This window comes from Aestuariivirga litoralis, assembly GCF_003234965.1.
Classification (GTDB): Bacteria; Pseudomonadota; Alphaproteobacteria; order Rhizobiales; family Aestuariivirgaceae; genus Aestuariivirga; species Aestuariivirga litoralis.
In genome coordinates this window covers 17,303-43,510 of record NZ_QKVK01000005.1, presented here as the reverse complement: position 1 = coordinate 43,510, position 26,208 = coordinate 17,303, and the positions used below count along the sequence as shown (strand labels likewise).

The following is a 26,208-nucleotide window of genomic DNA, read 5'->3' as shown; positions in this document are numbered from 1 at the left end:
GACCGCCGATGCTTGACAAGGTGATGCCACCGGAGACCGCCGACCGCGCCGAGGCCGAAGACGCCGACGCCGCGGAGCGCGAGGCTGCGCCGAGGCAGGGGCTGGTGCGCCGCATCTGGCCGCACCGGCTGACCAGCCGCATCGTGCTGCTGAACCTCCTGGGCCTCATCGTTCTCGTCTCCGGCATCCTCTACTTCAACCAGTTCCGCCAGGGCCTGATCGACGCCCGCGTGCAGAGCCTCACCACGCAGGCGCAGATCATCGCCGCCGCCGTGGCGGGCTCGGCCACGGTCGACACCGGCTCGATCGTCATCGACCCCGACTCGCTGGCCGACTCGAACGAGGAACTGCTGCCCGACACCGAGCAGATGTCGAGCCTCGACTTCCCCATCGACCCCGAGGCGGCGGGGCCGGTGCTGAAGCGGCTGCTGGCCAACACCACCGTCCGTGCACGGATCATCGACAAGGACGGCAACCTCGTCGTCGACAGCCGTTTCCTCTATTCGCGCGGCGACATCGTGCAGACCGACCTGCCGCCGCCCAATGGCGAACAGGACAGCATGCGCTCGCTGTGGAACCGCTTCGTCACCTGGACCTTCAGCTACGACTACCCCAAGCAGATCGAATACGGCATCGACAACGGCAAGGACTTTCCGGAGGTGGCCGCCGCGCTGAAGGGCGCCAAGGTGAGCCTCGTCCGCCTCAACGACCGGGGCCAGATCATCGTCGTCGTTGCCGTGCCGATCCAGCGCTTCCGCGCCGTTCTGGGCTCGCTCGTGCTCTCCACCACCGGCGGCGAGATCGACAATGTGCTCCGCGCCGAGCGCCAGGTGGTGCTGATGACCTTCGGCTTCGTGGCGCTCGTCACCATCCTGCTGTCGATCCTGCTCGCCTCCACCATCGCGCTGCCGCTGCGCAAGCTCGCCGCCGCCGCCGAGCGGGTGCGGCGCGGCATCAACAAGCGGGTTGAGATTCCGGACTTCTCGGCGCGCGGCGACGAGATCGGCGACCTCTCGGGTGCGGTGCGCGACATGACCAATGCGCTCTACAACCGCATCGCCGCCATCGAGGCCTTCGCGGCGGATGTGTCACACGAGCTCAAGAATCCGCTCACCTCCCTCAGGAGCGCCGTCGAGACACTCGCCTATGCCAAGACGCCGGAGCAACGCGAGCGGCTGGTGGAGATCGTGAACCATGACGTGAAGCGGCTCGACCGGCTGATCACAGACATCTCCGATGCGTCGCGGCTCGATGCCGAGCTGGCCCGCGGCGAGGCCCAGGCCTTCGACCTGTCGCAGCTGCTCGAATCGATCACCAGCTTCGCCAACGACACGCGCAAGGAGGCCCAGGCGGAAGTCGAGTTCGAGATCGCCAAGCCGCCGCCGGGCATGGACCGCGCCAGGGCCTATACCGTGATGGGGCATGACTCGCGGCTGGGCCAGGTGGTGCGCAACCTGATCGACAATGCACGCTCCTTCACCAGGCCCGGCACCAAGCTGCAGGTCCGGGTGCGCCGCGTGGGACCGGACGTCGAGTTCCGTGTCGACGACTTCGGGCCCGGCATTCCGCCCGACAACCTTGAGCGCGTGTTCGAGCGCTTCTACACCGACAGGCCGGAGGGCAGCTTCGGGTCAAACTCCGGCCTCGGCCTGTCAATCTCGCAGCAGATCGTCGACGCGCACAAGGGCCGCATCTGGGCCGAGAACCGGCTTGGCAAGCCGGATGAGAGCGGCGAGAAGCCCATCCTCGGCGCGCGCTTCACCGTGCGCATTCCGGCGGCCACCAATGCATGAGGAAGCGCTCATCCACGGCACCTGCCTCGCCATCGGCGGTGACGGCGTGCTGCTGGTGGGCAAGCCGGGAAGCGGCAAGTCCGACCTGGCGCTGCGTCTCGTCGACCAGCAGGGGCTTGGCCTCACCGGCACGGCGCGGGCCGCGCAGCTGGTGGCCGACGACCAGGTGGTGATCCGCAAGCAGGAGGGCCGGCTCATCGCCTCCGCGCCAGCTGCCCTCAAGGGAAAGCTGGAGATCAGGGGACTGGGCATTGCGGAACTTGCCGTTGTCGCGGAAGCCCGTTTGCGGCTCGCCGTGCGGCTGACACCCGCCGCAGAGATCGAGCGCCTGCCGGACCTCGGCGCGGCGCGCATGGAGATCCTCGGAATGGCCGTGCCGCTGATCCTCCTCGACCCGCAGAGCGCCTCGGCGCCGGCCCGGCTGAGGGCGGCGCTGGACCAGTTCGTCCAGCCCTGAAACGATGTTGCATCGCGCGATCGTTAGAGGCATTGTGCGCCACCCTGAGCGGGAAAAGCGCGGAGTTTCACGACCATCATGATCGGACTCGTCCTGGTCACCCATGGCCGCCTGGCGGAAGAGTTCCTGTCGGCAATGGAACATGTGGTGGGTCCGCAACAGGCGATCGAGACGGTTGCCATCGGCCCCGATGACCGCATGGAAGCACGGCGCGCCGACATTGCCGCAGCCGTCGAGCGCGTCAATGGCGGCGCCGGCGTCATCATCCTCACCGACATGTTCGGCGGCACGCCCTCGAACCTCGCGATCTCGCTGCTCGAGATCGGCAAGGTGGAGGTGGTGGCAGGGCTGAACCTGCCGATGCTGGTCAAGCTCGCCCGCATCCGCAAGGACTATGCGCTCGACAAGGCGGCGACCGCCGCACAGGACGCGGGACGCAAATACATCAACGTCGCCAGCCAGATCCTGGGGGACTGAGATGTCGGCGACGGTGGCGGCCCGCGAACTCGCAATCACCAACCAGCGGGGGCTCCATGCCCGCGCCTCGGCCAAGTTCGTCAAATGCGCGGAAGGCTTCGACGCCGAGATCACGGTGACGCGCGATGGCATGTCGGTGCCCGCCACCTCGATCATGGGGCTGATGATGCTGGGCGCCGCCATGGGCACCTCGATCATGGTGGAGGCGAGGGGCGCCCAGGCCGAGGAGGCACTGGAGGCGCTGGCGCAACTCGTCGAGAGCAAGTTCGACGAGGAGTGAGTGCGGGTCGCCGCAACATCACACACGTTCATCATCGCTGGGCTTGTCACGGCGAACCTCTTTCGCGATGCGAAAAAGATGGCCGGGACGAGCCCGGCCATGATGACGGGGTGGGTGTGCCTGATCCCTAAAGCGGATCCAGCGTGAACAGCTGGTTCTGGATCACCGCTTCCGCCGGGCGCAGCTTCGGGTCTTCCGCGCTGCGGCAGCTGGCATCGAGGTAGGTCATGTAGCGTTCCTCCGCCGGCCGGCCAATCCAGTCCAGCACCAGCGGCGAGAGGCAATAGAGCGGGCGGCCGCGGATGGCATCGGCGAGCACCTGCGGCTGGTCGGTGTTGGACGCGATCAGCACCGGCACCTGGTGGAGCCGCGGGTCCTGCTCAGATTTCATGCCATCGTGAAGCTGGTGCATGCGCAGTCCCGGCAGATGGTCGCCGAACAGCACCAGTGCATAGGGCCGGCCCCTGGCATCGAGTTCCGCCTTGAAGGCGGCGAGCGACTTTGCCGCGCCATCCAGCCTGGTGCGATAGTCGGTGACACCCTCATGGCCCTTCACGTCGCGCTCGTCGGCCTCATAGGGGCCGTGCGTCTGCACCGTGACGATGAAGTGGAACTGCGGCTTGTCGCCGCCAATGCGTGACAGCACGGCCTTGTAGAGGCCTTCATCGGTGGGCCAGTCATTGGGCTGGATGGTCAGCGTCATCTGGTCCATCGACACGAAATCGGCGAAGCCGAGCTTCGGGTAGATCTGGTCCCGGAGCCAGAAGCGGCGGGTGAAGTTGTGATAGGCAGTGGCGGCATAGCCCTTCTCGGTGAGGATGCGCGGCAGGGCGCGCGCCCCTTCGGTGATGTACTGCACATAGTGCTGGTAGGGGATGATGCCGTCCTGGAAGGTCTTGATCGAAATGCCGGTGAGTGCCTCGAACTCGGCATTGGGGGTGGTGCCGCCATAGACCGGTGACACCGCCATCGATTCCGTGAAGCCCGCGGCCTTCAGCTGGTCGAGCGGGGAGGCCGTGTCATGCGGGTCGCGCCACCAGGCCTCGCCGAGGATGACATAGACATCGGGCGCCGGCCCGGAGGCGGCAACGGCCGGCGGCTGGCCCGGCGCCTGCAGCGCGTCGATCGCCTGCTTCACCTCGGCTTGCGTGTAGGTCTTGAGGCGCAGTCCCGCGGTGGAGAAATAGAGGTGCGTGGCAAGCCCGTTCATGCGCTCGCTCTCGGCCTGGCTGAAGGTGAGGTTCTCGACGCCGATCCACCAGCTGTTGTCGTGGATCCAGTTGGCCACCCACTGGATGCGATAGGTGGAGAGCAGCGCCACGCAGAGCAGCGCCATGGGCAGGCTCCACCAGCGGAAACGCAGGTTGAGAACATACCAGATCGCGGCGGGCACGATCAGCGCGCCGAGCAGCCAGTGATGCCAGTGTACGTAATGCAGGAGGTGCACCGACTGGCCCGCCAGGAACAGATCGCTGATCTGGAAGGGCTCGCCGGTCGATTCCTTCTTGATGGCCGAGAGCGTGCCGACGAAGAGCAGGGCCGCGCCCAGCATGGCACCTGCCGGCAGCAGCCGGGCGAAGGATGCGAAGACGCCGAGCATGACCATGGGCACGATCATGCGGGTGAACCAGAAGTGCCAAAGGCTGCGGCCCGTCAGGTACTCGGGCGACCACCAGCCGAGATAGGCATGGATGGCGAGCAGGCCCAGATAGATGATGAAGAGCTGCAACAGCAGCTTGCCCGCCGCCGTGAGCCATGTGGGCACGGCACGGCCCCTGCCCGGCGCCTCTCCGGCGGCCGCCTCAGCTGTCGTCACGTCTTCGTCCTCCCGCCGGGCAAACTAGTGCAGTTTCCGGAATTGCGACAGTCGTATGAAGACCTGCTCATGGCAGCATCAAGGCGGCAGGCCCGGCCCCATGGAAAATGGCCGCCCGGGCGGGCGGCCATCATCAACTCAGGACAACCGGAGCGGTCAGATCGACTGTTCGATCCAGCTCTGGAGCTGGTTCTTGGGCGCCGCGCCCACCTTGGTGGCGGCCACCTGGCCGCCCTTGAACACCATCAGCGTGGGGATGCCGCGCACACCGTATTGCGAGGGCACCGAGGGGTTCTCGTCGATGTTGATCTTCACGATCTTGGCCTTGGGGCCGAGGCTTTGGGCGATTTCCTCCAGCGCCGGGGCGATCATCTTGCAGGGGCCGCACCACTCCGCCCAGAAATCGACGACGACGGGCGTGTCGGACTGCAGGACGTCCTTTTCGAAGGACGCGTCGGAGACCTTGTGGGTGGCCATGGGAACCTCTTTCGGGCTGGGGCGGGGATTCGCCGTTGCGGGTTGACGGAAGGTAGGAGCCCCCCTCCCGGGGGTCAAGGCCGGGCGCCGCGCAGGGCCGCCATGCGGTCGAGGAGCGCGTCCGGCACCAGGATGAGCCGGGGCGCCTCGGTGTAGAGGAGGCAGAAGCGCATCGGCCGGCCCGGCCCGGCAAGCCGCAGGGCTTCACGGTAAGTGGCCAGCTGCATGAGATATTCAGGGTTGCAGGCGGCCGCCGTCTCCGGCACCTCGCGGTCGGTCTTGTAGTCGGCGACAAGCAGGCCCTCGGCGGTCATCACCAGCCGGTCCAGCCGGCGGCGCTCCGGGCCGCCATCGGGCCCCACCGTGATGAGGGATGCCTCGGAATGGCCATCGGCGGAGAGAAGTTCCGCCACCACCGGCTCGGCGATGAGCGCCTTCAGCCGGGTGGCCAGTGCCGCGTCATGCCCGGCGCGGCGCACCGCGACGTCGATGTGGCCCGCCCGCTCTGCCTCCGGCAGGTCGGGGAGGTTCTGCAGGATGCGGTGGATGAGGAGGCCGCGCGCCACCCGCGCCTCCGCCCGCTTGCGCGCTTGGGGTGCGGCCGTCACCGGCACCGCCGCGACCTCGCGCGCCACCCAGCCCGGCAAGGCAAGGGCTTCAACGGGCTTCGCCGTGGCCGGCACCTCCGCCATGACCGGTGCCGCGCCGAGACGCCAGCCCTGGCCGTTGTCGAGTTCCGTCATCCCCGGCTTCAGCGCGGCGGCGATGGTGTTGTACCAGCAGTTTTCCGAGGGTTCCTGCACGCCGCGGAAACCGCAGACGTAGAGTTCGTCACAAGCACGCGTCATGGCGACGTAGAGCAGGCGGCGGTGCTCGGCCGTCGCCACGTCCTTCTGCGCCGCCTTCAGCGCCTTCACGGCCCTGGACGCCCCGAGCTTCGGCACCGCCCAGAGCGGCACGCGGGCATGGCCCCCGCCACCCTCGAGCATCAACAGGGACTCGCCGCCGCGCGGCTGCTCGTCGCTCGTCGTGTCCGGCAGGATGACGATGGGCGCCTCGAGGCCCTTGGCGCCATGCACGGTCATCACCCGCACTTCGCCCGCCCCCTGCTCCATGTTGCGCTTGATCTCGATCTCGCCCGCCTGGAACCAGTTGACGAAACCGGCGAGCGAGGTGCCATGCGCCTCCTCGTAGTCAAGCGCGCGGTCGAGGAAGGCATCGATCGCGTCATTCGCCTCGCTGCCGAGGCGTGACACGATGGCGAGCCGCGCCTTGCCGAGAATGGCGGAGAAGAACTCGAATGGCCGCGCCGCAGGCGCATCGTCGATCAGTGGACGGAGGAAGGCCGCAGCACGGCAGCAGGGTTCAGACTCCTGCGCCTGAAGGCTCTGCCACAGCGACAGCGCGCCGCGTCCGGCTGCGATGGCGATCAGCTCGTCCTCGGTCAGGGGCCGCGCCAGCAGCGGGCTCTTGAGCAGGCAGGCCAGCGCGTGGTCGTCCTCCGGCATGATGGCGAACTGCGCCAGCGCCACGAGGTCGAGCACCGCGATGTTCTCGCCCAGCTTCAGGCGGTCGGCGCCCGCCACCGGCACCTGCTCGTTCCACAGGGCACGGATCATGGCATCGAAGAAGCTGTTGCGCTGTCGGACGAGGATCAGGATGTCGCCCGCCTCAACCGGGCGCTTGCGCCCCGGCAGCATGCGGCGGCCGATCCAGCCCTTGATGGTCTTTGCCAGCTTCTCCGCCAGCCGCCGCCTTGGCGATTGCGCGGGCTCGCGGTCGACGGGGGCCTGCCAGGGCTCCGGCTCCTGCTTTTCGACAGGTTCGACCAGCGGCCAGAGCTCCACCGTGCCCGGCGCGTCGCGGCGGTTGGGCACGTGGCTCCACTCGCGCGGCGTCTCGCCATCGAGCCCGGTGCGCGCGGCGGAGCCCGGCGGGAAGACGCCATCGACGGCTGTCAGGATCTCGCCCAAGGAGCGGAAGGAGACGCTGAAGTCCACCTCGCGGAATTCCTGCCCCACGCCCTCGACCTGGCCCTTCACCTCGCCCAGCACCTGCTCGAAGACATTGGGGTCCGCCCCCTGGAAGGAATAGATCGACTGCTTCCTGTCACCCACCACGAAAAGGGTGCGGAGCGTCTGGCCGTGGCGGCCCTCGCCGGCGAAGAATTCCGCCGTCAGCGCCTGCACGATCTGCCACTGCATGGGGCTCGTGTCCTGCGCCTCGTCGACGAGCAGGTGCTCGATGCCGCCATCGAGCTTGAACAGCACCCAGGCGGCATCCGGCCTCTCCTGCAGCAATTCGCCGGTCTTGATGATAAGGTCGTCGAAATCATAGGCGCCGCGCGCCCGCTTCGCCGTCTCGAAGCCGCGGGTGATGGCGCTGCCCAGCCGCAGGAGCGACAGCGTGGCGCCGAGGCATTCGAGATCACCCATGGTGCCCAATGCATCGACGAGGCGCCGCTGGTCCGCCTTCACGAAATCCTCGATCCAGACATGCTTCGCCAGGGTGGGCTTGTTGGCCACCGCCTTGCGCGGCTCGCCCTCGCCCGTGAGCAGGATGGACTGCAGCGCGGTGAGCCTCACCAGCCCCGCAACACAGGCAGCCCGGATCTTCGCCGCGGTCTTCCGCTCCGTGTCGGTTCCGCCATCCAGCGCGTCCGCGAGATCACGATAGCGCGCGACATCGCAGGTGAGGCCGGAGACGAGGCTCTCCCGCGTGAGCCCCTGCTCCAGCGACAGGTGCACGCGCAGCAGGCTTTCCGCCCGCTCCAGCCCCCTCTCCTCCTCGAACAGGGCACGCAGGTTGGCGCGCTTGGCGAGGAGGCCGGTCAAGAGCTTGTCGAAGTCGTCGGCGTTCACCCGGTTGACGACGTCGCGCAGCGCGGCACCCAGCTCGGTCGCCTCGTCCTTGGCCGACGACAGCACGGTGTTGCGCGCCTCCTGCAGCAGGCTGAGCTGCTCGCGGTCGTCGAGCATGGTGAAGTGCGGCACGATGCTGGCCTCGACGGGGAAGAGCTGCAGCACGCGTTCGCAGAAGGCGTGGATGGTCTGGATCTTGAGGCCGCCCGGCGTTTCGAGCGCGCGGGTGAAGAGCTGGCGGGCGCGCTGCAGCAGCGCATCGTCGGCATGTTCGAGGCCGAGCTTCTTCAATTCATCGCGGAGTGCGGCATCTTCCAGCGCGATCCACTTGCTCAGGCGCTCGAACAGGCGGTTGGCCATCTCTGCGGCGGCCGCCTTGGTGAAGGTGAGGCACATGATGCGCGAGGGCTCGGTACCGCCGAGCATGAGGCGCACCACGCGGTCGACCAGCACATGGGTCTTGCCGGAGCCGGCATTGGCGTTGACCCAGACGGTGGCTGCTGGATCAGACGCCTTGCGCTGGGCGAGGCTGGCAGCGGGGTTGAGGCTCATGCACCGCCCCCGGAGAGCGTCCACTCCTGGAAGCGCGAGAGGTGATCATAGTCGCTCGGATCATCCTCCTTCTTCATGATGGTGCGCGGGTAGTAGGGCTGCTCGACGCGCGCATATTTCGCGAGCAATGCCTGCAGCTCGGCAAAGTGCCTTTCCGCCAGATCCATGACGGGGAGTTTCTTCAGCTCCTGCACCTCGCCCGCGGGGTTGCCGCCGCTCAACTTCACATACCAGATCTGGCCCGTCTGTTTCGGGTTCACATCCCGGAAGCCGCCGCGCGCCAGGATCGCCGCCTGCAGTGTGAGCTGCGGGGCAAGCCCCACCTCCACCTCCTTCGGGCTCGGCACGCCGCCGGTCTTGAAGTCGGTGATGCGGGCAGAGCCGTCCGCCATCAGGTCGATGCGATCGACCCGGGCCGAGAGCGTGAAGTCCGCGCCCGCCACGGGGAAGGTGACCGCGCCATTGCGCTCCGCCACCACGCGCTCGACACCCTCGCGCCAGCCTGGCTCCTGCGCGGCGATCCACGCCGCGATGCGGCGGAAGCGCGGCCACCAGAAGCTGACGAGGCCCGGATAATCCGCGATCTGCTGGAAGTGGCGGCTGCCGTCGGTCTCCAGCTCCGCCGCCACATCGGCGGGAAGATCCTTCGGGAAGCGGTTCAGGAAATCACCGATCGCATCATGGAAGATGGTGCCGCGCCGTGCGGGATCAGGCACGGAGGAGACGGGCTTTACCGGTTCGAGGTTGAGGATGAAGCGCGCATAGATCGCGTAAGGATCGCGGATCAGCTTCTCGATGCGGGTGACGCTCAGCGCCCTGGGCCGCAGCGCCACGGCGGGCCGGGGCTTGGGCATGGCGATGGGCGTGACGGAGCCGGGCGCGGAGAGCTTGCGGGCATGGAGCGGCCAGTTGCTGGGGGCCGGCTTGAGCTTCGCCGTTTCGAGGATCATCAGCAGCCGGTGCAGCCAGCGCGACGGCGTTCCCGGAGCGTCCCCGATGCGGCGCGACCAGAGGAGCTTGACCTCCGCATTGCCGAAGGCCTGCACGAAGTCATGCGCCGTCTGGCCGATCTGCGCCTCGGGCTGCTTCATGGCCAGCACGTCGCGCATCGGGCGGTTGAGCCAGGGGCCGCAGTCGGTGGCGCCGGGCCATGTGCCCTCGTTGAGGCCGGCCATCACCATGACATCGGCGCGGATGAGGCGTGCTTCGAGCAGGCCGAGGATGGAGAGCGGCGCCGGATTGCGCTGCTGGCTGCGCACGGGGAGGCCATGGAGCCAGTGGCGCAGGATGGCCGCGGTGCGGCGGAGGTCACAGTGCCTGAGGAAACGCGACTCCTGCTTCAGCAGCGCGAAGGCATCGGACAGCACATCGCCACCCTCGCCTGCCCAAAAGGCCTCGCCCGCCATGGCCTCGCAGGCCGCCGCCAGCCGGTCGAGATGCCCGGCAAGCGTGCCGGGCTGATGGGCGGTGAGCGGGGCGAGCACCTCGGAGATGCGCTGGGCCTGCGCGATGGCGCCTTCCCACTGCTCATCGCCGACATGCCGCGTGACGAGCGGCAGGCTGCGGCGTTTGTCCTTTTCGGTGGCGATGCGCAGGGCATGCGAGAGCTTGCCGATATCGGGCGCACCCGTGCCGGTACGCAGCAGCGCCAGCTCGATGAGGCTGGCGAGGTGGCGCGCCTCCTCGGGCGGCAGGCCGAAGCCGGCGAGGTCGTGGCGCAGCAGGGCCGCCAGCGGTTCCGCCGCGAAATCTTGCAGCAGCGCCTCAAGCAGCAGGTTGAGGAGTGATGCGCCACCGAAGCGCACCAGTGGCTCACCGGCTGAATCATCGATGGTGATGTTCCAGCGCCGCAGCTCCACCTTCACGCGCCGCGCCAGCTGGCGGTCCGGCGTAACGAGGCAAGCGCTGCGCCCCGGCGTTTCGAGGCATTCGCGCAGGATGAGAGCGGCCGTGAGCGCCTGTTCCGGAACCGAGCGCGTCTCGACCAGTTCAACGCCCTCGATCGCCTTCGCGACGCGGGGCGCCTGTCCCTTCAGCGCACCGTGCCAGAGATGCGAAGCCTCCGCCGGCCGCATCAGCTCGCTGGCAAGCCAGGCGCGCGGGCCGGGCGGCGCGCCGAGTTCTTCCACCATCGGACGCGTGGCGTTGAGGCGCTGCAGCAGCTGCTTCATGGCATGCTGCGGGTGGGTGGGGCCGACGGCGGTCCAGCTCGCCTCATCCATGAACTGGTCGAGGCCCGGCAGCACCACGGCGCCATTGGGCAGGCCCGCGATGGCCTTGAGCAGCGTGCAGGTGGCGGGGATGGAGCCGGTGGAGCCCGCGGCGATGAAGGGACGCTCGGTGCGGGTGAATTCCAGCCGCCGCGCCTCGCGCCGCAGGATGGCGGAGCGCCGCGCCTGCGGGCCCATGGCATTTTCCGCGGCGAGGCGCAGGGGATATTTCTCGCGCGCGATGGCCAGGAACTCGAGGATCGCCTCACGGTGGCGGGCGGATTCGAGGCCATAGAGATCGGCGATCCTGGTGACGTCCACGTCCTCGGTTTCAAGCGCATCGAGCAGCTCGGCAAGGGATTGCGCGAGGCCGCCCGCCTGGTGCGGCGCCGCGGCGATTTCTTGGGCGAGCCGCGTGGTGGGGTTGGCGGCGGCCCATTCATCGATGAGGTCCATCAGCAGCAGCAGCTGGCCCGGCACGCTCACCGGCGTGCCGAGTTCCGCGACGCCATGTTCGGGCTGCAGCAGGTCTTCGTCGATGTCGCCCAGGGGCCGGATACGCGGCAGCAGCACGCCGGAGCCGCCGGTCAGGCGGAAGAAGATCTCCTCCAGCTCGCGCACGGCGCGACGGGTGGGGAGCAGGATGGTCCAGCGCGCGAGATCGAGCTTGCCCGGGGTCTTTCCGTCCGTACACGGAAAGCCTTTCAGAACGGCTTCGGCAAGGACCTGGAGGAAGGGCTTGTCAGGCGCGATGGTGAAGAGGCGCGGTATGCCGGCTGTCATGGCTCATGCCTTCAGCGCCGCTTCGGCGAGGCCGATCGCGTCAGGCGTTCCCACATGCAGCCAGCGGCCGGTATGCTCGATGCCGAAGAGGCGGCCCGCGGCAATGGCACGGTCCCACAGCACATTCATCGAGAAGGCACCGGCGGGAGCGCCTTCGAAGAGGCGGGGGTGCACGAGATAGCCGCCAATATAGGCGAGCGGCGTTCCCTGCGACGTGGCGCGCCGCGCGAGGCGGCCATCGGCACCGCGCGTGAAGTCGCCCTTGCCGTCATAACCGACGGTGCGTTCGAGCGGGGAGAGGAGGAGGAGGCAATCCATCGCCGCATCGTCCCACGCGGCGCGCAGGCGATCAAGCGCGGGGGTGCCGTCATCCACCCAGAAGCTGTCGCTGTTGATGACGAAGAAGGGCTTATCCCCCAGATGCGGCAGGGCGTGCGCGACACCACCGCCGGTATCGAGGATCTCGGCCTTTTCGTCGGAGATCACGATGCGGGGCGCGGCTTGCCGCTGCGCCCAGGCTTCGATCTGGTCGGGCAGATAGTGCACATTCACCACCGCCTCTTCAACGCCCGCGGCGCGCAGGCGGTCGAACCCATAGTCGATGAGGGATTTTCCCGCGACCTCGACCAGCGGCTTGGGCCGGGTGAGTGTGAGCGGGCGCATGCGCTGGCCATAGCCCGCGGCCAGCACCATGGCGCGGCTGCCGAGCCCGTCCGTCATGCAACCTCGCGGCGGGCCGCGGGAAGATGGGTGTCGAACCAGTGCTTCAGCTTCGACAGGCGCGGGTGCGCGAGGTTGCGCTCGAGATAGCGCGACACGCGCGGGATGTGGCGGAGATAGCCATGCTTGCCGTCGCGCTTCGAGAGCCTGGCGAAGATGCCGAGGATCTTGGTCGCCCGCTGCGCGCCGAGAATGGCATAGGCGACGTCGAATTCGGCACGCTCGAAATTCGGGTCATCCTTCCGCAGCGCGCAGTAAAGCGCGTAGAGTTCGTCCGCGAAGGCGAAGTCGATGTCGACGCGCGCGTCCTGCAGCATGGAGGCGAGGTCATAGGCGGGATGGCCCATCAGCGCATCCTGCGTGTCGATGATGCCGACACGGGCGAGGCCCTCACGCTCCGGCAGCCAGAGCAGGTTGGGCGAGTGATAGTCGCGCAGCGCCCAGACGCGATGACCCTTCTGGGTGAGCGGCAGCAATTCCATCCACAAAGCTTCGAATTCCGCCAGCGCTGCAGCGGGAATGGCCGTGCCGTTGAGATGCGGCCAGAACCAGGAGGGAAGCAGGTCGACCTCGATCAGCTGTGCCTCGACATCATAGGGCGGCACGCGATAGGTCTGGCCGTCGACCGGCAAGTCCTTCGGCCAGTCGCGCTGTGCCATGTCGGCGAGCACGGCGACGGCGGCAGCCATCGGCTCGCGCATGTCTTCGCCCGCGCGCATCATGCCGCCATAGACACGGCGTCCGAGGTCCTCCATCACCGCGAAGCCCTGCGCGAGGTCGTAAGCTTCGGCCTGGGGCGCGGAATAGCCGCGCGCGCAGAGCAGGCTGTTGATGGCGATCACCGCGCGGATGTCCTCCGCCAGATGCGCGATGGCGCTGTAGGGCTTGCCATATTTCACCGGCGGGCCGTCGGGCCGCGCGGGCATGTCCATGAGGATCGCGGCTTCACCCGGCAGGTGCAGCGTCTCATAGCGGCGGAAGGAGGCATCGCCCTCGAGGAAGCGGCGTTCCGCTGTGGCCCAGCGGGTGGTGGCGAGGAAGCCATTCATCGCATCGTTGCGGGCCAGTGCCTGTTCCCACGCACCCGCGGCGGTGAGCACCGCGTCGCGATGGGTGCCGGAACCGGAGAGCTCGATCAGCAGCCTGTCGGCATGAGCCTGATCGAGCATCTTCTCCGGCCATTCGACGGCGAGCACGTGGGTTCTGATCAGGTCATCGAAGCCCAGCTCGTCGAGTTCCTGCGCGGAGCCGATGCGGTAGAGATCGGCATGGGCCACCGGCACGCGCGTCTCGTCATAGGTCTGGACCAGCGTGAAGGTGGGGCTTGGCACGTCGAACTCGGCACCCCCTGCCAGCGCGCGGATGAAGGCGCGGGCGAAGGTCGACTTGCCGGTGCCGAGGTCGCCCTTCAGCAGCAGCACCATGCCCGGCCTCGCGAAGAGCGAGAGCTGGGCGGCGAAGCCCTCGAGCGCCGCGGTGGACTCGAATCGGCGGGTCACTTGCATGGATTTCAGGCCGACTTGCGGACATCCGTCCGCTGCGAGCTGCCGGGCCCGTCGAGCGGGAAGGTGCAGAGGACGGTGGTGCCCTGGTTGATCTTGGAGAGGAGCGACACCTGCCCCTCATGCAGTTCCACAAAGCTCTTCACGATGGCAAGACCAAGGCCGGGGCCGCGGTGGCCGCCGGGAATGGGCCGCGACTGGAAGCGGTCGAAGGCCTGCTTCTGGAACTCGGGCTCGATGCCGCGGCCCTGGTCGGAGACCCAGAGCTGCAATTGCCCGCGCGTCTTCTTCGCCCCCATGCGGATGGTGGCGCCGCGGTCGGAGAAGCCGATGGCGTTGGAGAGGAGGTTCGAGAGGATCTGCTCCACCCGCTTCGGGTCGGCGACGAAGCTGTTCACGTCCGCCCCCACCTCGATGTTGAGGGTGAGGTCGCGTTCGTCGATCTGGTTCGCCAGCTTCTCGGCGACAGCCTCGAGCAGCGAGGTGACCTCGACATGCTCGAGCTTCAGCTCAAGCGCGCCGGCATCGATGGCGGTCAGGTCGATGATGGCGTCGATGATGGTCTTGAGGTCGGTGGAGGAGCGGCGGATGTCGCGCACATAGTCCTGCTGCTTCGCGGTGAGCGGTCCGGCAAGCCCGATCTGCAGGCCTTCGGCGAAGCCGAGGATGGAGGTGAGCGGCGTGCGGATCTCGTAGGACACGTTGGAGAGGAACATGTTCTTGAGGCGGTCTGCCGCTTCCAGCGCATCGGCCCGGTCTCGCAGCGCACGCTCCATGCGGGCGGAGTCGGAGACGTCGGCGAAGGTGAGGAGCGAGTTGCCATCAGGCAGTGGCACGGCGACGAATTGCAGGATGCGGTCGGCGACGTCGATCTTGCCGGTGACGGGCTTGCGCTCGGCGTCGAGCCTCGTCACGGAATAGCGCACCTCGTCCCAGGTGCTCGAATCCGCGGCGAGCTGGCTGCCGTGCTGGGCGAGTTCCTCGATATGGGGCTGGGCGTCCAGTGCCTCGGGGTCGAGCTGCCAGTATCGCGCGAAGGCGGGGTTGTAGAGCTTGAGGCGGCCGTCGGAGCCCAGCAGTGCGACGCCCTCCTCGAGATTGTCCAGCGTCTCGCGCTGCACGCCGATGAGCTCGTTGTAGCGGCTTTCGAGCGCCAGCTCGTCGGTGACGTTCTCGTAGAGATAGGTGACGCCGCCGAAGGGATGCTGTTCGCAGACCACGTGCAGCGTGCGGCCGTCGGGCAGGTGCCACCAGTCCTCGCGCGGCTCGATGGTGGTATAGGCGGTGAGCTGCTTCGCCCGCCACTCGCGGTAATTGGCCTGTTCCGGAATGCAGCGCTGGTTCCTGAGCCGGTCGAGGATCTCGGCATCGGGCGGGTGGCTGCCCAGCCATTCGGGGTCGAGCGGCCAGAGCTCGGCGTAAGCCGCATTGTGGAAGCGAAGACGCTGGTCGGGGCCGAAGATGGCAATCGCCGTGTCGAGCTTGTTGAGAGTCGAGGTATGGGCCTTGATGTGGCGGTCCAGCTCCTTCTCGGCATTCTCCAGCACCGTCATGTCGATGGCGAAGCCGGCGGTGCCGCCGGTGACCGGCACCTCGAAGACATCGAGGGCGCGCATCGAGCCCTGAACCACGGCATGGATGCGGCCGAGGCAGCCCGTCGTGGCGCTGGCCGCCGTGCGGTCCATGGCGGCGCGGCCGGCGAGCTCGGTGCCCTGCGCCACCACGAGATCGGGGTCCTGCGCGTCGACGGCGGCGGCATAGCACTGGTTGACCCAGAGAAGCTTTCCCTCCGTGCCGCGCAGCCAGACCGGCAATGGGGCCGCGTCGAGCACGGCGCTGAGGCGCTCCACCTGCTTGCCCAGCCGGTGCGCCTCATGCGCGAGGTCGGCGATCTTGCGGCGCTCGCCGGCGAGCGGGCGGAAACGCAGCGTGGCGAGGCCGCCCGCCGTGCGGCCGTCAGCTTCCAGGAGCTCGTCGGAGAGGCTCTTGATGGCGATGTTGAAGGGGGTGCCGTCCTGGCGGAGGTCGTGGAGGCAATCGGCAAGGGCCGAGGCCGAATCACGGTCGAGCCAGGCGGGAAAATCGATGAGCGCCGCGGGCGTTTCGGGCAGCGTGGCCGCACCATGCATGGAGCCCAGCACGCGGTCTGGCAGCGCCTGCTTGCCGCGCCAGATGACGAGCACATGGGCTTCCGCCGCGATGGCGGTTTCGGCCTCGTTCAACCGGGCTTCGAGATCGGCGATGCGTTGCCTGTCGGAGGTGCCGCCCCAGCGGCGCAGCAGGCGGCGGGAAAGGACGAAAATGCCGGCGGCGGCCAAAACGGCAATGAGGGCGACCCCGTCGCCCGCCAAGCTGCTGCCGAAACCGGCGTCCATGTCTTCTCCGGTCAAAGTGCCGGGATGGCCTGCCGAATCAGCCGGTCATCCGCCCCGCTTCGGTATAACCAAAAGCGGGGCGGGCCGGAATCCTCAGTAGCGGTAATATTCCGGCTTGAACGGACCCTGCGGGGTGACGCCGATATAGGCGGCCTGGTCGTCCCGCAGCTTGGTGAGCTTCACGCCCAGCTTCTCGAGGTGGAGGCGCGCCACCTTCTCGTCGAGGTGCTTCGGCAGGACGTAGACCTCGTTCTTGTACTTGCCGGTGCCGGCCGAGGTGAAGAGCTCGATCTGGGCGAGCGTCTGGTTGGTGAAGGAGGCCGACATCACGAAGCTGGGGTGGCCCGTGGCGTTGCCGAGATTCACCAGGCGGCCCTGCGACAGCAGGATGACGCGGGCGCCCGACGGCATGTGGATCATGTCCACCTGCGGCTTGATGTTGGTGGTCTTGAAGTTGCGGAGCTCCGAGACCTGGATCTCGTTGTCGAAGTGGCCGATGTTGCAGACGATGGCCATGTCCTTCATCTGCTTCATGTGATCGACGGTGATCACGTCCTTGTTGCCGGTGGCGGTGACGAAGATGTCCGCCGTGCCGACCACGTCTTCCATGGTCTGCACCGCGAAGCCGTCCATCGCGGCCTGCAGCGCGCAGATCGGATCGACCTCCGTCACGATGACACGGGCGCCCGAGCCCTTCAGCGAGGCGGCAGAGCCCTTGCCCACGTCGCCATAGCCCGCGACCACGGCCACCTTGCCGGCCATCATCACGTCGGTGCCGCGGCGGATCGCGTCCACCAGCGATTCACGGCAGCCGTACTTGTTGTCGAACTTGGACTTGGTCACCGAATCATTCACGTTGATCGCCGGGAAGGGCAGCTCGCCCTTCTTCTGCAGCTCGTAGAGGCGGTGGACGCCGGTGGTGGTCTCTTCCGAGACGCCCTTGATGGCGGCCTTCACCTTGTCGAACCAGCCCGGCTGTTCCTTGATGCGCTTCTTGATGGCGGCGAAGAGGCATTCCTCCTCCTCGCTCTTCGGATGCGCGATGAGGCTCGGGTCCTTCTCGGCCTTGGAGCCGAGCAGAATGTAGAGCGTGGCGTCGCCGCCGTCATCGAGGATCATGTTGGAGGGCTGGCCGTCCGGCCAGTCGAAGATCCTGGCGGTGAAGTCCCAATATTCCTTCAGCGTCTCGCCCTTGAAGGCGAAGACGGGGACGCCGGCGGCGGCGATGGCCGCGGCGGCGTGGTCCTGCGTCGAGTAGATGTTGCAGGAGGCCCAGCGGACTTCCGCACCCAGCGCCACGAGGGTCTCGATCAGCACCGCGGTCTGGATCGTCATGTGGAGCGAGCCCGAGATGCGCGCACCGCGCAGCGGCTGCAGCGCCTTGTATTCGGCGCGCGTCGCCATCAGGCCCGGCATCTCGACCTCGGCCATGTCGATTTCCTTGCGGCCCCAGTCGGCCAGCTTGATGTCGGCAACGTGATAGTCGTGGCGGCTCATGTGTCTCGTCCTCTGTCCTGAATTTGGCCGGGGTCTATAGCAGCGGTCCGCCCCCCTGTCCATGAGGACATAAAGAATTCTTTATGTCCTCTTAAGGAGGAACTTCCGGCCCTCCTGCCCTATATTGAGGGCCATGAACGCCATTGCCTTCGACAATTCCTATGCCCGCCTGCCCGGCTCCATGCATGTGGGGGTGGCCCCCACCCCGGTTTCCACCCCCCGGCTGGTCAGGGTGAACGAGCCTTTGGCCCGGGAACTGGCGATCGACCCGGCCCTGCTGACGGCGGAGGTGGCGGTCGGCAACGCCATTCCGGCGGGGGCGAGCCCGCTGGCCCAGGCCTATGCCGGGCACCAGTTCGGCAATTTCGTGCCACAGCTGGGCGACGGGCGGGCCATCCTGCTGGGCGAGGTGGTGGACGTGAACGGCCGCCGGCGCGACATCCAGCTCAAGGGCTCGGGCCGCACCCCCTTCTCGCGCGGGGGTGACGGGCGGGCGGCCCTCGGGCCGGTGCTGCGGGAATATCTCGTCAGCGAGGCGATGAACGCGCTGGGAATCCCCACCACCCGGGCGCTGATGGCCGCCACCACCGGCGAGCGCGTCTACCGCGACGCGGTGCTGCCGGGCGCGGTGCTGACCCGGGTGGCCGCGAGCCACATCCGGGTGGGCACCTTCCAGTTCTTCGCGGTGCGCCAGGATTTCGAAGCCTTGAAGCTGCTGGTCGACCACGTGATCGACCGGCACTACCCGCAGCTGAAGGGTGCCGAGAACCCGGCACTGGCGCTTCTCGATGCGGTGATGGAGGCTCAGGCCGCGCTGGTCGCGCGCTGGGTGCAGGTGGGCTTCATCCATGGGGTGATGAACACGGACAACACGAGCATCTCCGGCGAGACCATCGACTATGGCCCCTGCGCCTTCATGGACGCTTACGACCCCGGCACGGTGTTCAGTTCGATCGATACCTATGGGCGTTATGCCTACGCGAACCAGGCGCCCGTCGCGCAGTGGAACCTGGCGCGGCTGGCGGAGACGCTGCTGGCCTTCATCGCGCCTGACCGCGAAGAGGCGATCCGCATCGCCACGGAGCGGATCGAGGCCTTCCCGGCGATCTACACCAAGTATTGGCTGGCGGGGTTCCGGAAGAAGATCGGGCTCGTGTCGGAGGAGGATGGCGACCTCGACCTTATCCAGGCGATGCTCGATGCGATGCAGATGGTGAGGGCGGACTTCACGGTGACGTTCCGTGCACTGAGCAATGACGAGGAGCCGGAGGCGCTGAGGGACTGGCTGCCGACGTGGCGCGAACGGCTGGCGCGGGACCCGCAGTCGGCGGAAGAGCGCCGGGCCTTCATGCGATCGGTGAACCCGGTCTATATCCCGCGCAATCACCTCGTCGAGGAGATGATCAGCGCCGGCGTGGAGCGGCAGGATTATCGGCCGTTCGAAGAAATGCTCCGGGTGCTGATGACCCCTTACGAGGAGCAACCGGGAGCGGAGCGCTATGCCGCGCCGCCGGCGGAGGTTGACGGGGGTTACCGGACGTTCTGCGGGACGTAGGCGCGGCCATCACTCCGCTCACTCAATCCGTCACCCCGGCGAAAGCCGGGGCCCCGCTTTGGGTCAGCACACCCTGAAAGAAAGCGGGGTCCCGGCTTTCGCCGGGATGACGGCCGAGAGGGGTGGGATGGCGGCAGGGGTGCATTAGCGGTGCCTGATAGAATAAATTCCTTGACTTTCAGTCAGACCTATGCTAGGCATACTCTCCTGATCGCGCTTTCTGCTGATTGACATTGTGAATCCTAATGGGCGGCTTCCCAGTTCTGGGCTGCCCGCGCGTCCACCTGGAGGGGGACGCTCAGCTTCACCACCGGATCGGGGGCGGAGACCATGATCTTTTTGACCACAGCCATGGTCGTCTCCGCTTCCGCGTCCACGCATTCGAAGATCAGTTCGTCATGGACCTGCAGCAGCATGCGGGCTGAAAGCCCCGCCTCGGACAGCGCATCGGGCATGCGGATCATGGCGCGGCGGATGATGTCGGCGGCGGCCCCCTGGATCGGCGCGTTGATGGCGGCGCGTTCGAGGAAGGCGCGTTCCGAGGGGTTGGGCGACTTGATGCGCGGGAAATGCATGCGGCGGCCGAAGATGGTCTCGACATAGCCCTTGTCGCGGGCCTCCTGCTTGGTCGCCTCCATGTAGTCGCGGATGCCGGGGAAGCGCTTGAAGTAGGTGCGGATGTATTCGCCCGCCTCCTCCCGCCCGATGCCGAGCTGGTTGGCGAGGCCGAAGGCCGAGATGCCGTAGATGATGCCGAAGTTGATCGCCTTGGCACGACGGCGCACCATCGGGTCCATGCCCTCGACGGGCACGTTGAACATTTCCGACGCCGTCATGGCATGGATGTCCTGGCCCTCGGCGAAGGCCTTCTTCAATTGCGCGATGTCCGCCACATGGGCCACCACGCGCAGCTCGATCTGGCTGTAGTCGGCGCTGACGAGCTTGGAGCCTTCCGGCGCGATGAAGGCCGAGCGGATCTTGCGGCCCTCCTCGGTGCGCACGGGGATGTTCTGCAGGTTCGGGTCCGTCGAGGCCAGCCGCCCGGTGGACGTGGCGGCGAGCGAGTATGACGTGTGGACGCGCTTCGTCTCCGGGTTGATGTAGTTGGGCAGCGCATCGGTGTAGGTGGAGCGCAGCTTCGACAGCTGGCGCCAGTCCAGCACGCGGCGGGCGAGTTCGATCCCCTGCCCTGCCAGATCCTCGAGCGCATCGGAGTCGGTGCTCCAGGCGCCCGTGGCGGTCTTCCTGCCGCCGGGCAGGCCCATGCGGCCGAACAGGATGTCGCCCAGCTGTTTGGGCGAGCCGATGTTGAAGCGCTCGCCGGCCAGCTCATAGACGTGGGTCTCGATCCCGGCGCAGGCGGTGGCGAGGTCGTTCGACAGGCGGCGCAGCAGCTCGGGGTCGATGAGGATGCCTTCCATCTCCATTGCTGCGAGCACGGCGATGAGAGGCCGTTCCAACGTCTCGTAGACCGCGAGCTTGCCTTGCGCCGCCAGCCGCGGCTTGAGTAGCAGCCAGAGGCGCAGCGTGATGTCGGCATCCTCCGCCGCATAGCGCGTGGCATCGGCCACCGGCACGCGATCGAAGGTGATCATGGACTTGCCGGAACCGGCGACGTCCTTGAAGGCGATGCATTTGTGGTTGAGGTGGCGGAGCGACAGCTCGTCCATGCCGTGGCCGACGTCGCCCGATTCGAGCACGTAGGAGATGAGCATGGTGTCGTCGATGGGGGCGACCGCGATGCCATGGCGCTTCAGCACCTCGATGTCGTATTTGAGGTTCTGGCCGATCTTGAGGATGGAGGGATCCTCGAGCACGCGCTTCAGCACGGCGATGGCCTGGTCGAGCGGCACCTGGCCTTCGACAAGCTCGCCGCCGAAGAGGCCGCCGCCAGAGGCCTTGTGCTGCAGCGGAATGTAGCAGGCGCGGCCCGGGGCGGTTGCCAGCGACACGCCGACGAGATTGGCGCGCATCGAGTCGAGCGAATCCGTCTCGGTGTCAAGCGCGAGATAGCCCTTCTCATAAGCGGCTGCACACCAGGCCTCGAGGGAGGCGAGCGTCGTTACTGTCTCGTAATCGGCATGGGTGACGGGGATGGCGAGGAGGGCCGCATCGGCACTGCTCGGCGGCACATCGGCCGTTGCAGCTTGTGCTTCCGCCGCGGGCTCCGCCTTCTTGGCGGCGAAGCGCGGCGGGGGCAGCGGGACGCCTTCACCACCCTCGGGAGGCCAGAACTTCACCTCCACCGGGATTGGTTCGATGGCGGTCGAATCGGCGTCGAGCTCGCCCGCCACCTTCTTGGTGAAGGAGGTGAATTCCAGCGCCTTGGTGAAGCCGATGAGCTGCGAGGCCTTCGGATTGTCCACCGCGAAGCCGCTCACGTCATGCTCCACCGGCACGTGGTCGTCGAGCACCACGAGCTTCTTCGAGATGCGGGCCTGCTCGGCGAACTCGATCAGGTTCTCGCGGCGCTTCTGCTGCTTGATCTCGGGCGCGCGGGCCAGCAGCGTTTCGAGGTCGCCATATTCGGTGATGAGCTGGGCCGCGGTCTTGACGCCGATGCCAGGCACGCCCGGCACGTTGTCGACCGAGTCACCGGCCAGCGCCTGGATGTCGACCACCTTGTCGGGCGTCACGCCGAATTTCTCCAGCACCTCGGGCTCGCCCACCTCGCGGTCCTTCATGGTGTCATAAAGCGCCACGCCCGGGCGGATCAGCTGCATCAGGTCCTTGTCGGAGGAGACGATGCGGCAGGTGGCGCCGGCCTCCACCGCCTGGCGCGCATAGGTGGCGATCAAATCGTCGGCCTCGTAATTCGCTTGTTCCACGCAGGCGACGTTGAAGGCGCGGGTGGCCTGGCGGATGAGCCCGAACTGCGGGCGGAGGTCCGCCGGCGGCTCAGGGCGCTGGGCCTTGTATTGCGGGTAGATGTCGTTGCGGAAGGACTTGGACGAATGATCGAAGATCACCGCGAGGTGGGTGGGCTTCTCGCCCGCCTTGGTCTCCTTCAGCAGCTTCCACAGCATGTTGCAGAAGCCCTGCACGGCGCCGACGGGCAACCCGTCGGACTTGCGCGTCAAGGGCGGAAGGGCATGGTAGGCGCGGAAAATATACCCAGAACCATCGATGAGATAGAGATGGTCGCCGGGCTTGAGGGGGGAGGTGCTGGACATGGCGAGAGTATGCCACCGTGCCCCCGCAGATGCCAGCGGATGTCAGCCATTGTCCTCTCCCGCGCGCGGGAGAGGACGCTATGCGTTCATCCTGTCGATCACCGTGACGCCCACGCCGGTATAGCCATCCATGGCCTTGAGCGCGGCGCCCGCCTCGGACAAGGCGATCCGCTTCGTGATCATGCGCGCGGGATCGAGCCGCCCGCCGGCGATCATGCCAAGGAGCGAGGAAAAGCGGGAGGCGGCGATGCCGCGCGTGCCGAGGATCGAAATCTGGCGGGCATAGACGGTTTCGAGCAGCGGCATGGGCGGGCTCGCATGCTGGCCCAAAGGCTGGCCGATCTGCACATGGCGGCCGAGCTTGCGGAGGCTCCTCACCGAATTGTGGATCGTCGCGGTGATGCCGAGGCCATCGATCGAGACATGCGCACCACCGCCCGTCACCTCGCGCACGGCGAGTGCGGTGTCCTCGAGCGTCGATGGGTTCAGCGTGACATTGGCGCCCAGCGCCTTCGCCATGGCGAGGGCTTCCGCATTGATGTCGATGGCGATGATCTGGGCGCCGAGCGCCTGGCCAATCATCACGGCGGAAAGCCCCACCCCGCCGCAGCCGTGGATCGCCAGCCATTCGCCGGGCTTCAGGTCCGCCCGGTCGACGAGGCCGCGGAAGGCGGTGGTGAGGCGGCAGCCCATGGCGGCGGCCTCGGCGAAGCCCAGCGAATCAGGCAGCCTGACCAGGTTGAAATCCGCCCGCGGCACGGCAAGCAGCTCCGCGAAAGCGCCCCAGCCGGAAAAGCCCACCACATGCTGGTGGTTGCAGACTGTCGGCTCCCCTGCCCGGCAGTCCGGGCAGTCGCCGCAGGCGAGGATGAAGGGGGCGGTGACGCGGTCACCCACCCGGAAGGTCCGGACGCCCGGCCCCACCGCCAGCACGGTGCCCGCGAATTCATGCCCAGGTACATGCGGCAGCGCCACGTCGGGGTCGACCCCGCTCCAGCCATGATGGTCCGACCGGCAGACGCCGCAGGCCTCGACCTTCAGGATCACACCATCCGCCGGACATTGCGGATCCGGCACGGAGCGGATCTCCAAGGGCCCCCGATAGGCTTCGAATATGGCTGCTTTCATGTGACGATACCTCCCCGGACCAGCCCCTTAGCGCCAGCCATTGCCGAACGCCATGCCAATCGGGTATAGCTCTCCCCACGCGCTGCACCCGTAGCTCAGCTGGATAGAGTGCTGCCCTCCGAAGGCAGAGGTCACAGGTTCGAATCCTGTCGGGTGCGCCATTTGCGAACAAAACCACTAACTTTTCCGGCCGCGGCCTTGCGGGCCTCGATAGCGGCGGTTTCGATCTTCTGCCGGACCCAGTCCATGAAGGCGGCTGGAGGGTCGGTCGCGGCGCTTCAGTTCAATCCTTCGCTCCGCGCCTGAAGTGCCGCCAGCGCCTGGCCGGCGGCAAGGCCGCCATCGCCCGGGGGGAGGCCGCGGTGGACGAGGACGGAGAAGCCGCGGGCCGCGAGCGCGTCGCTGATGCCATCGGACAACAGCACGTTGTTGAAGCAGCCGCCACTGAGCGCGACGCGGTTGATGGCATGTGCGTCGCGGATCGCTTCCACCTGGCTCACCACGCCGGCGATCACCGTGTCATGCGCGCGCCTTGCGATGATCTCCGCCGCTGTGCCTCTTTCAAGATCATCCAGCACGCCGCGCAAGAGTGGCGCCCAGGATGGGCCAGTGGCGCAACGCTCCGCGCCATAGCTTCCACCGGACGTGCTCCGTGCGGCGCAGGCTTCGAGCAGCATGGCGGCTTCGCCTTCATAGCTCTGCTCATCCACGCACAGGCCGAGCAGGGCGGCCAGGGCATCGAGCAGGCGCCCGGCGGAACTGGTGCGATGCGCGCCGGAGAGCGCGAAGCTGCGGCGCAGCGCCGTGGCATTCTTGCTTGCCAGGTGGCGGAGCGCCGGGCTTCCAGCCACCGCCTCCCACCCCAGGGTGGCATCAAGCTGCGCCACGGCATTGCGCCAGGGCTGGCGCGCCGCGGCGTCGCCGCCAGGGAGGGGCACCACCGGAAAATGCGCGAGGCGCTGAAAGCCTGCGTGATCGACGCGCAGGAACTCGCCACCCCATACCGTGCCGTCGTTGCCATGGCCCATGCCGTCGAGCACCACGCCGAGCACCGGTGTCGCGAAGGCGGTGATGCCGTTGTCGGCGAGGCAGGAGAGGACATGGGCGTAATGATGCTGAACCCTGACACAAGGTGCATCGAAGCGTGCCGCGAGGCCGGCGGCGACGTGCGAGGCGTGGAAGTCGGGGTGGAGGTCACAGGCAACGAGCGCTGGCCGTGCGCCGTTGAGGGCGAGCAGCACCTCCACCATCTTCGCGAAGTCAGCACGGGCCAGGGGCGTCGAGAGATCGCCCAGGTGCTGGCTGACCGTGAGCCTTCCGTCGGTGAACAGCGCTGCGGACGACTTGAGATCGCCTCCGAGGGCAAGAACCGACGGGGCGTCCGGCAGCGCGAGCGCGATGGGTTCTGGTGCGAGGCCACGGGCGCGGCGGATGACGATCGGGCCATGGCGCGCCATGCGCAGAACCGAATCGTCGACGCGCTGAACGATGTCGCGGTCATGCATCAGCAGTGCATCGCAAAGGGCGCTCAGCCGCTCCTGCGCCTCGGCGTTGGACGCACATTGCGGCTCGTCCGTCAGGTTGCCGGAAGTCAGCACGATGGGACCATCGAGGCGTGCGAGAAGCAGGTGATGCAGCGGCGTGTAGGGCAGCATGAAGCCGAGCGTCGACTGGCCGGGCGCGACGGACGGCGCCAGGGCTTCACCCTCCGAATTCAGCAGCAGGATGGGTGCGGCGGATGAGCCGAGCTGGGCCGCCTCCTGCGCATCGAGCCGCGCGAAGCGCCGGATCTCCGCGAGGTCACGCGCCATGAGGGCGAAGGGCCTGGAGCGCCGGCGCTTGCTGCGGCGCAGGCGGGCGACGGTCTCCTCCTGCCGCGCATCGGCCGCGAGGTGGAAGCCACCCAGCCCCTTGACGGCGACGATGCCGCCGCCGCGGATGATCTCCGCGGCACGATCGAGCGCGATGCGTCCCTCGTGCACCGCATCGCCTTCCGCGAGCCACAGCCGCGGGCCGCAGGCAGGGCAGGCAATGGGCTGGGCATGGAAGCGGCGGTCGGCGGGATCGGCATATTCCGACGCGCAGGCCGGGCACATGGCGAAGCCCGCCATGGAGGTGTTGGCCCGGTCATAGGGCAGGCGCTGCAGGATGCTGAGCCGCGGGCCGCAATTGGTGCAGTTGGCAAAGGCATGGCCGAAGCGGCGCTGCGCGGGGTCGCGGATCTCGGCCAGGCAATCCAGACAGGTGGCGGCATCCGCAGCGATCGCCGTGGCGGGCGCGCTGGCGTGGCTTTCAACGATGCGGAAATCCTGCGGCGGCGGGCCAAGCCGTTCCTCCGCGATGGTGATCGCGGTGATGCGCGCCAGGGGCGGGGCCTCGCGGCGCAGGCGCGTGGCGAAGGCCTCCGGATCTTCGCACCAGGCGAGGATTTCCACTCCGCGACCGTCGTTCAGCACCTGGCCGCGAATGCCGAGCTCGCTCGCCAGGCGCCAGACGAAGGGGCGGAAGCCCACGCCCTGAACCGTGCCGGTGACGCGGATGCGATGGGCCAT

General features: G+C 67.6%; 16 protein-coding genes and 1 tRNA gene. 6 read left to right on the top strand and 11 right to left on the bottom strand.

Annotation, left to right across the window (positions count from 1 at the left end; translation table 11 throughout):
- The first annotated feature begins 8 nt into the window (after positions 1-8).
- The 4 genes from DK847_RS11775 to DK847_RS11760 all read left to right on the top strand — a co-directional run bounded on the left by DK847_RS11775 (position 9) and on the right by DK847_RS11760 (position 3,007).
- Positions 9-1,793, top strand: coding sequence for a stimulus-sensing domain-containing protein (locus DK847_RS11775; protein ID WP_111198721.1), 1,785 nt, complete (start codon positions 9-11; stop codon positions 1,791-1,793).
- Entirely contained in the window at positions 1,786-2,250 is a 465-nt protein-coding gene (locus tag DK847_RS11770) for an HPr kinase/phosphorylase (protein ID WP_111198720.1), read from the top strand. The genes DK847_RS11775 and DK847_RS11770 overlap by 8 nt, the downstream gene beginning before the upstream one ends.
- Positions 2,251-2,328: 78 nt before the next feature.
- Complete coding sequence (locus tag DK847_RS11765) at positions 2,329-2,727, top strand: PTS sugar transporter subunit IIA (protein WP_111198719.1); 399 nt, start codon at positions 2,329-2,331, stop codon at positions 2,725-2,727.
- Position 2,728: 1 nt separating this feature from the next.
- Positions 2,729-3,007 carry an HPr family phosphocarrier protein gene (locus tag DK847_RS11760; protein ID WP_111198718.1) on the top strand — a complete coding sequence of 93 codons (279 nt, stop codon included), beginning with the start codon at positions 2,729-2,731 and terminating at the stop codon, positions 3,005-3,007.
- Between the two features lie 127 nt (positions 3,008-3,134).
- Here the strand turns inward: DK847_RS11760 and DK847_RS11755 are convergent, their stop codons facing one another.
- The 8 genes from DK847_RS11755 to ahcY form a co-directional block, all read right to left on the bottom strand.
- A complete protein-coding gene (locus tag DK847_RS11755) occupies positions 3,135-4,823 on the bottom strand; it encodes an LTA synthase family protein (RefSeq protein ID WP_111198717.1) in 1,689 nt (562 codons plus the stop codon).
- 156 nt (positions 4,824-4,979) lie between these two features.
- Positions 4,980-5,300, bottom strand: coding sequence for a thioredoxin (gene trxA, locus DK847_RS11750; RefSeq protein WP_111198716.1), 321 nt, complete (start codon positions 5,298-5,300; stop codon positions 4,980-4,982).
- A gap of 74 nt (positions 5,301-5,374) precedes the next feature.
- Positions 5,375-8,713, bottom strand: coding sequence for a double-strand break repair helicase AddA (addA, locus tag DK847_RS11745; RefSeq protein WP_111198715.1), 3,339 nt, complete (start codon positions 8,711-8,713; stop codon positions 5,375-5,377).
- The gene (addB, locus tag DK847_RS11740) at positions 8,710-11,706 is read right to left on the bottom strand and encodes a double-strand break repair protein AddB (RefSeq protein WP_111198714.1); all 2,997 of its coding nucleotides are present in this window, start codon (positions 11,704-11,706) and stop codon (positions 8,710-8,712) included. Before addB ends, addA begins: the two co-directional genes overlap by 4 nt.
- Positions 11,707-11,709: 3 nt before the next feature.
- Complete coding sequence (locus DK847_RS11735; protein WP_111198713.1) at positions 11,710-12,426, bottom strand: nucleotidyltransferase family protein; 717 nt, start codon at positions 12,424-12,426, stop codon at positions 11,710-11,712.
- Positions 12,423-13,925, bottom strand: a complete 1,503-nt coding sequence (tsaE, locus tag DK847_RS11730; RefSeq protein WP_245414592.1) for a tRNA (adenosine(37)-N6)-threonylcarbamoyltransferase complex ATPase subunit type 1 TsaE — start codon at positions 13,923-13,925, stop codon at positions 12,423-12,425. Before tsaE ends, DK847_RS11735 begins: the two co-directional genes overlap by 4 nt.
- 11 nt (positions 13,926-13,936) lie before the next feature.
- Entirely contained in the window at positions 13,937-16,303 is a 2,367-nt protein-coding gene (locus tag DK847_RS11725) for a sensor histidine kinase (RefSeq protein ID WP_111198711.1), read from the bottom strand.
- 93 nt (positions 16,304-16,396) lie between these two features.
- Positions 16,397-17,800 (bottom strand): adenosylhomocysteinase, encoded by a 1,404-nt coding sequence (ahcY, locus tag DK847_RS11720; RefSeq protein WP_111198710.1) that lies wholly within the window; start codon positions 17,798-17,800, stop codon positions 16,397-16,399.
- Between the two features lie 133 nt (positions 17,801-17,933).
- Between ahcY and DK847_RS11715 the strand changes: the two genes are divergently transcribed.
- Positions 17,934-19,355 (top strand): protein adenylyltransferase SelO, encoded by a 1,422-nt coding sequence (locus tag DK847_RS11715; protein WP_111198709.1) that lies wholly within the window; start codon positions 17,934-17,936, stop codon positions 19,353-19,355.
- 242 nt (positions 19,356-19,597) lie between these two features.
- On the opposite strand, the gene polA is transcribed toward DK847_RS11715, so the two are convergent.
- A complete protein-coding gene (polA, locus tag DK847_RS11710) occupies positions 19,598-22,528 on the bottom strand; it encodes a DNA polymerase I (protein WP_111198708.1) in 2,931 nt (976 codons plus the stop codon).
- A gap of 78 nt (positions 22,529-22,606) precedes the next feature.
- A complete protein-coding gene (locus DK847_RS11705) occupies positions 22,607-23,656 on the bottom strand; it encodes a zinc-dependent alcohol dehydrogenase family protein (protein WP_111198707.1) in 1,050 nt (349 codons plus the stop codon).
- Between the two features lie 84 nt (positions 23,657-23,740).
- Here DK847_RS11705 and DK847_RS11700 point away from each other — a divergent pair.
- Positions 23,741-23,817: transfer RNA gene (locus tag DK847_RS11700), tRNA-Arg, on the top strand.
- A gap of 117 nt (positions 23,818-23,934) precedes the next feature.
- Here the strand turns inward: DK847_RS11700 and hypF are convergent.
- Positions 23,935-26,208 carry a carbamoyltransferase HypF gene (gene hypF, locus DK847_RS11695; RefSeq protein ID WP_111198706.1) on the bottom strand — a complete coding sequence of 758 codons (2,274 nt, stop codon included), beginning with the start codon at positions 26,206-26,208 and terminating at the stop codon, positions 23,935-23,937.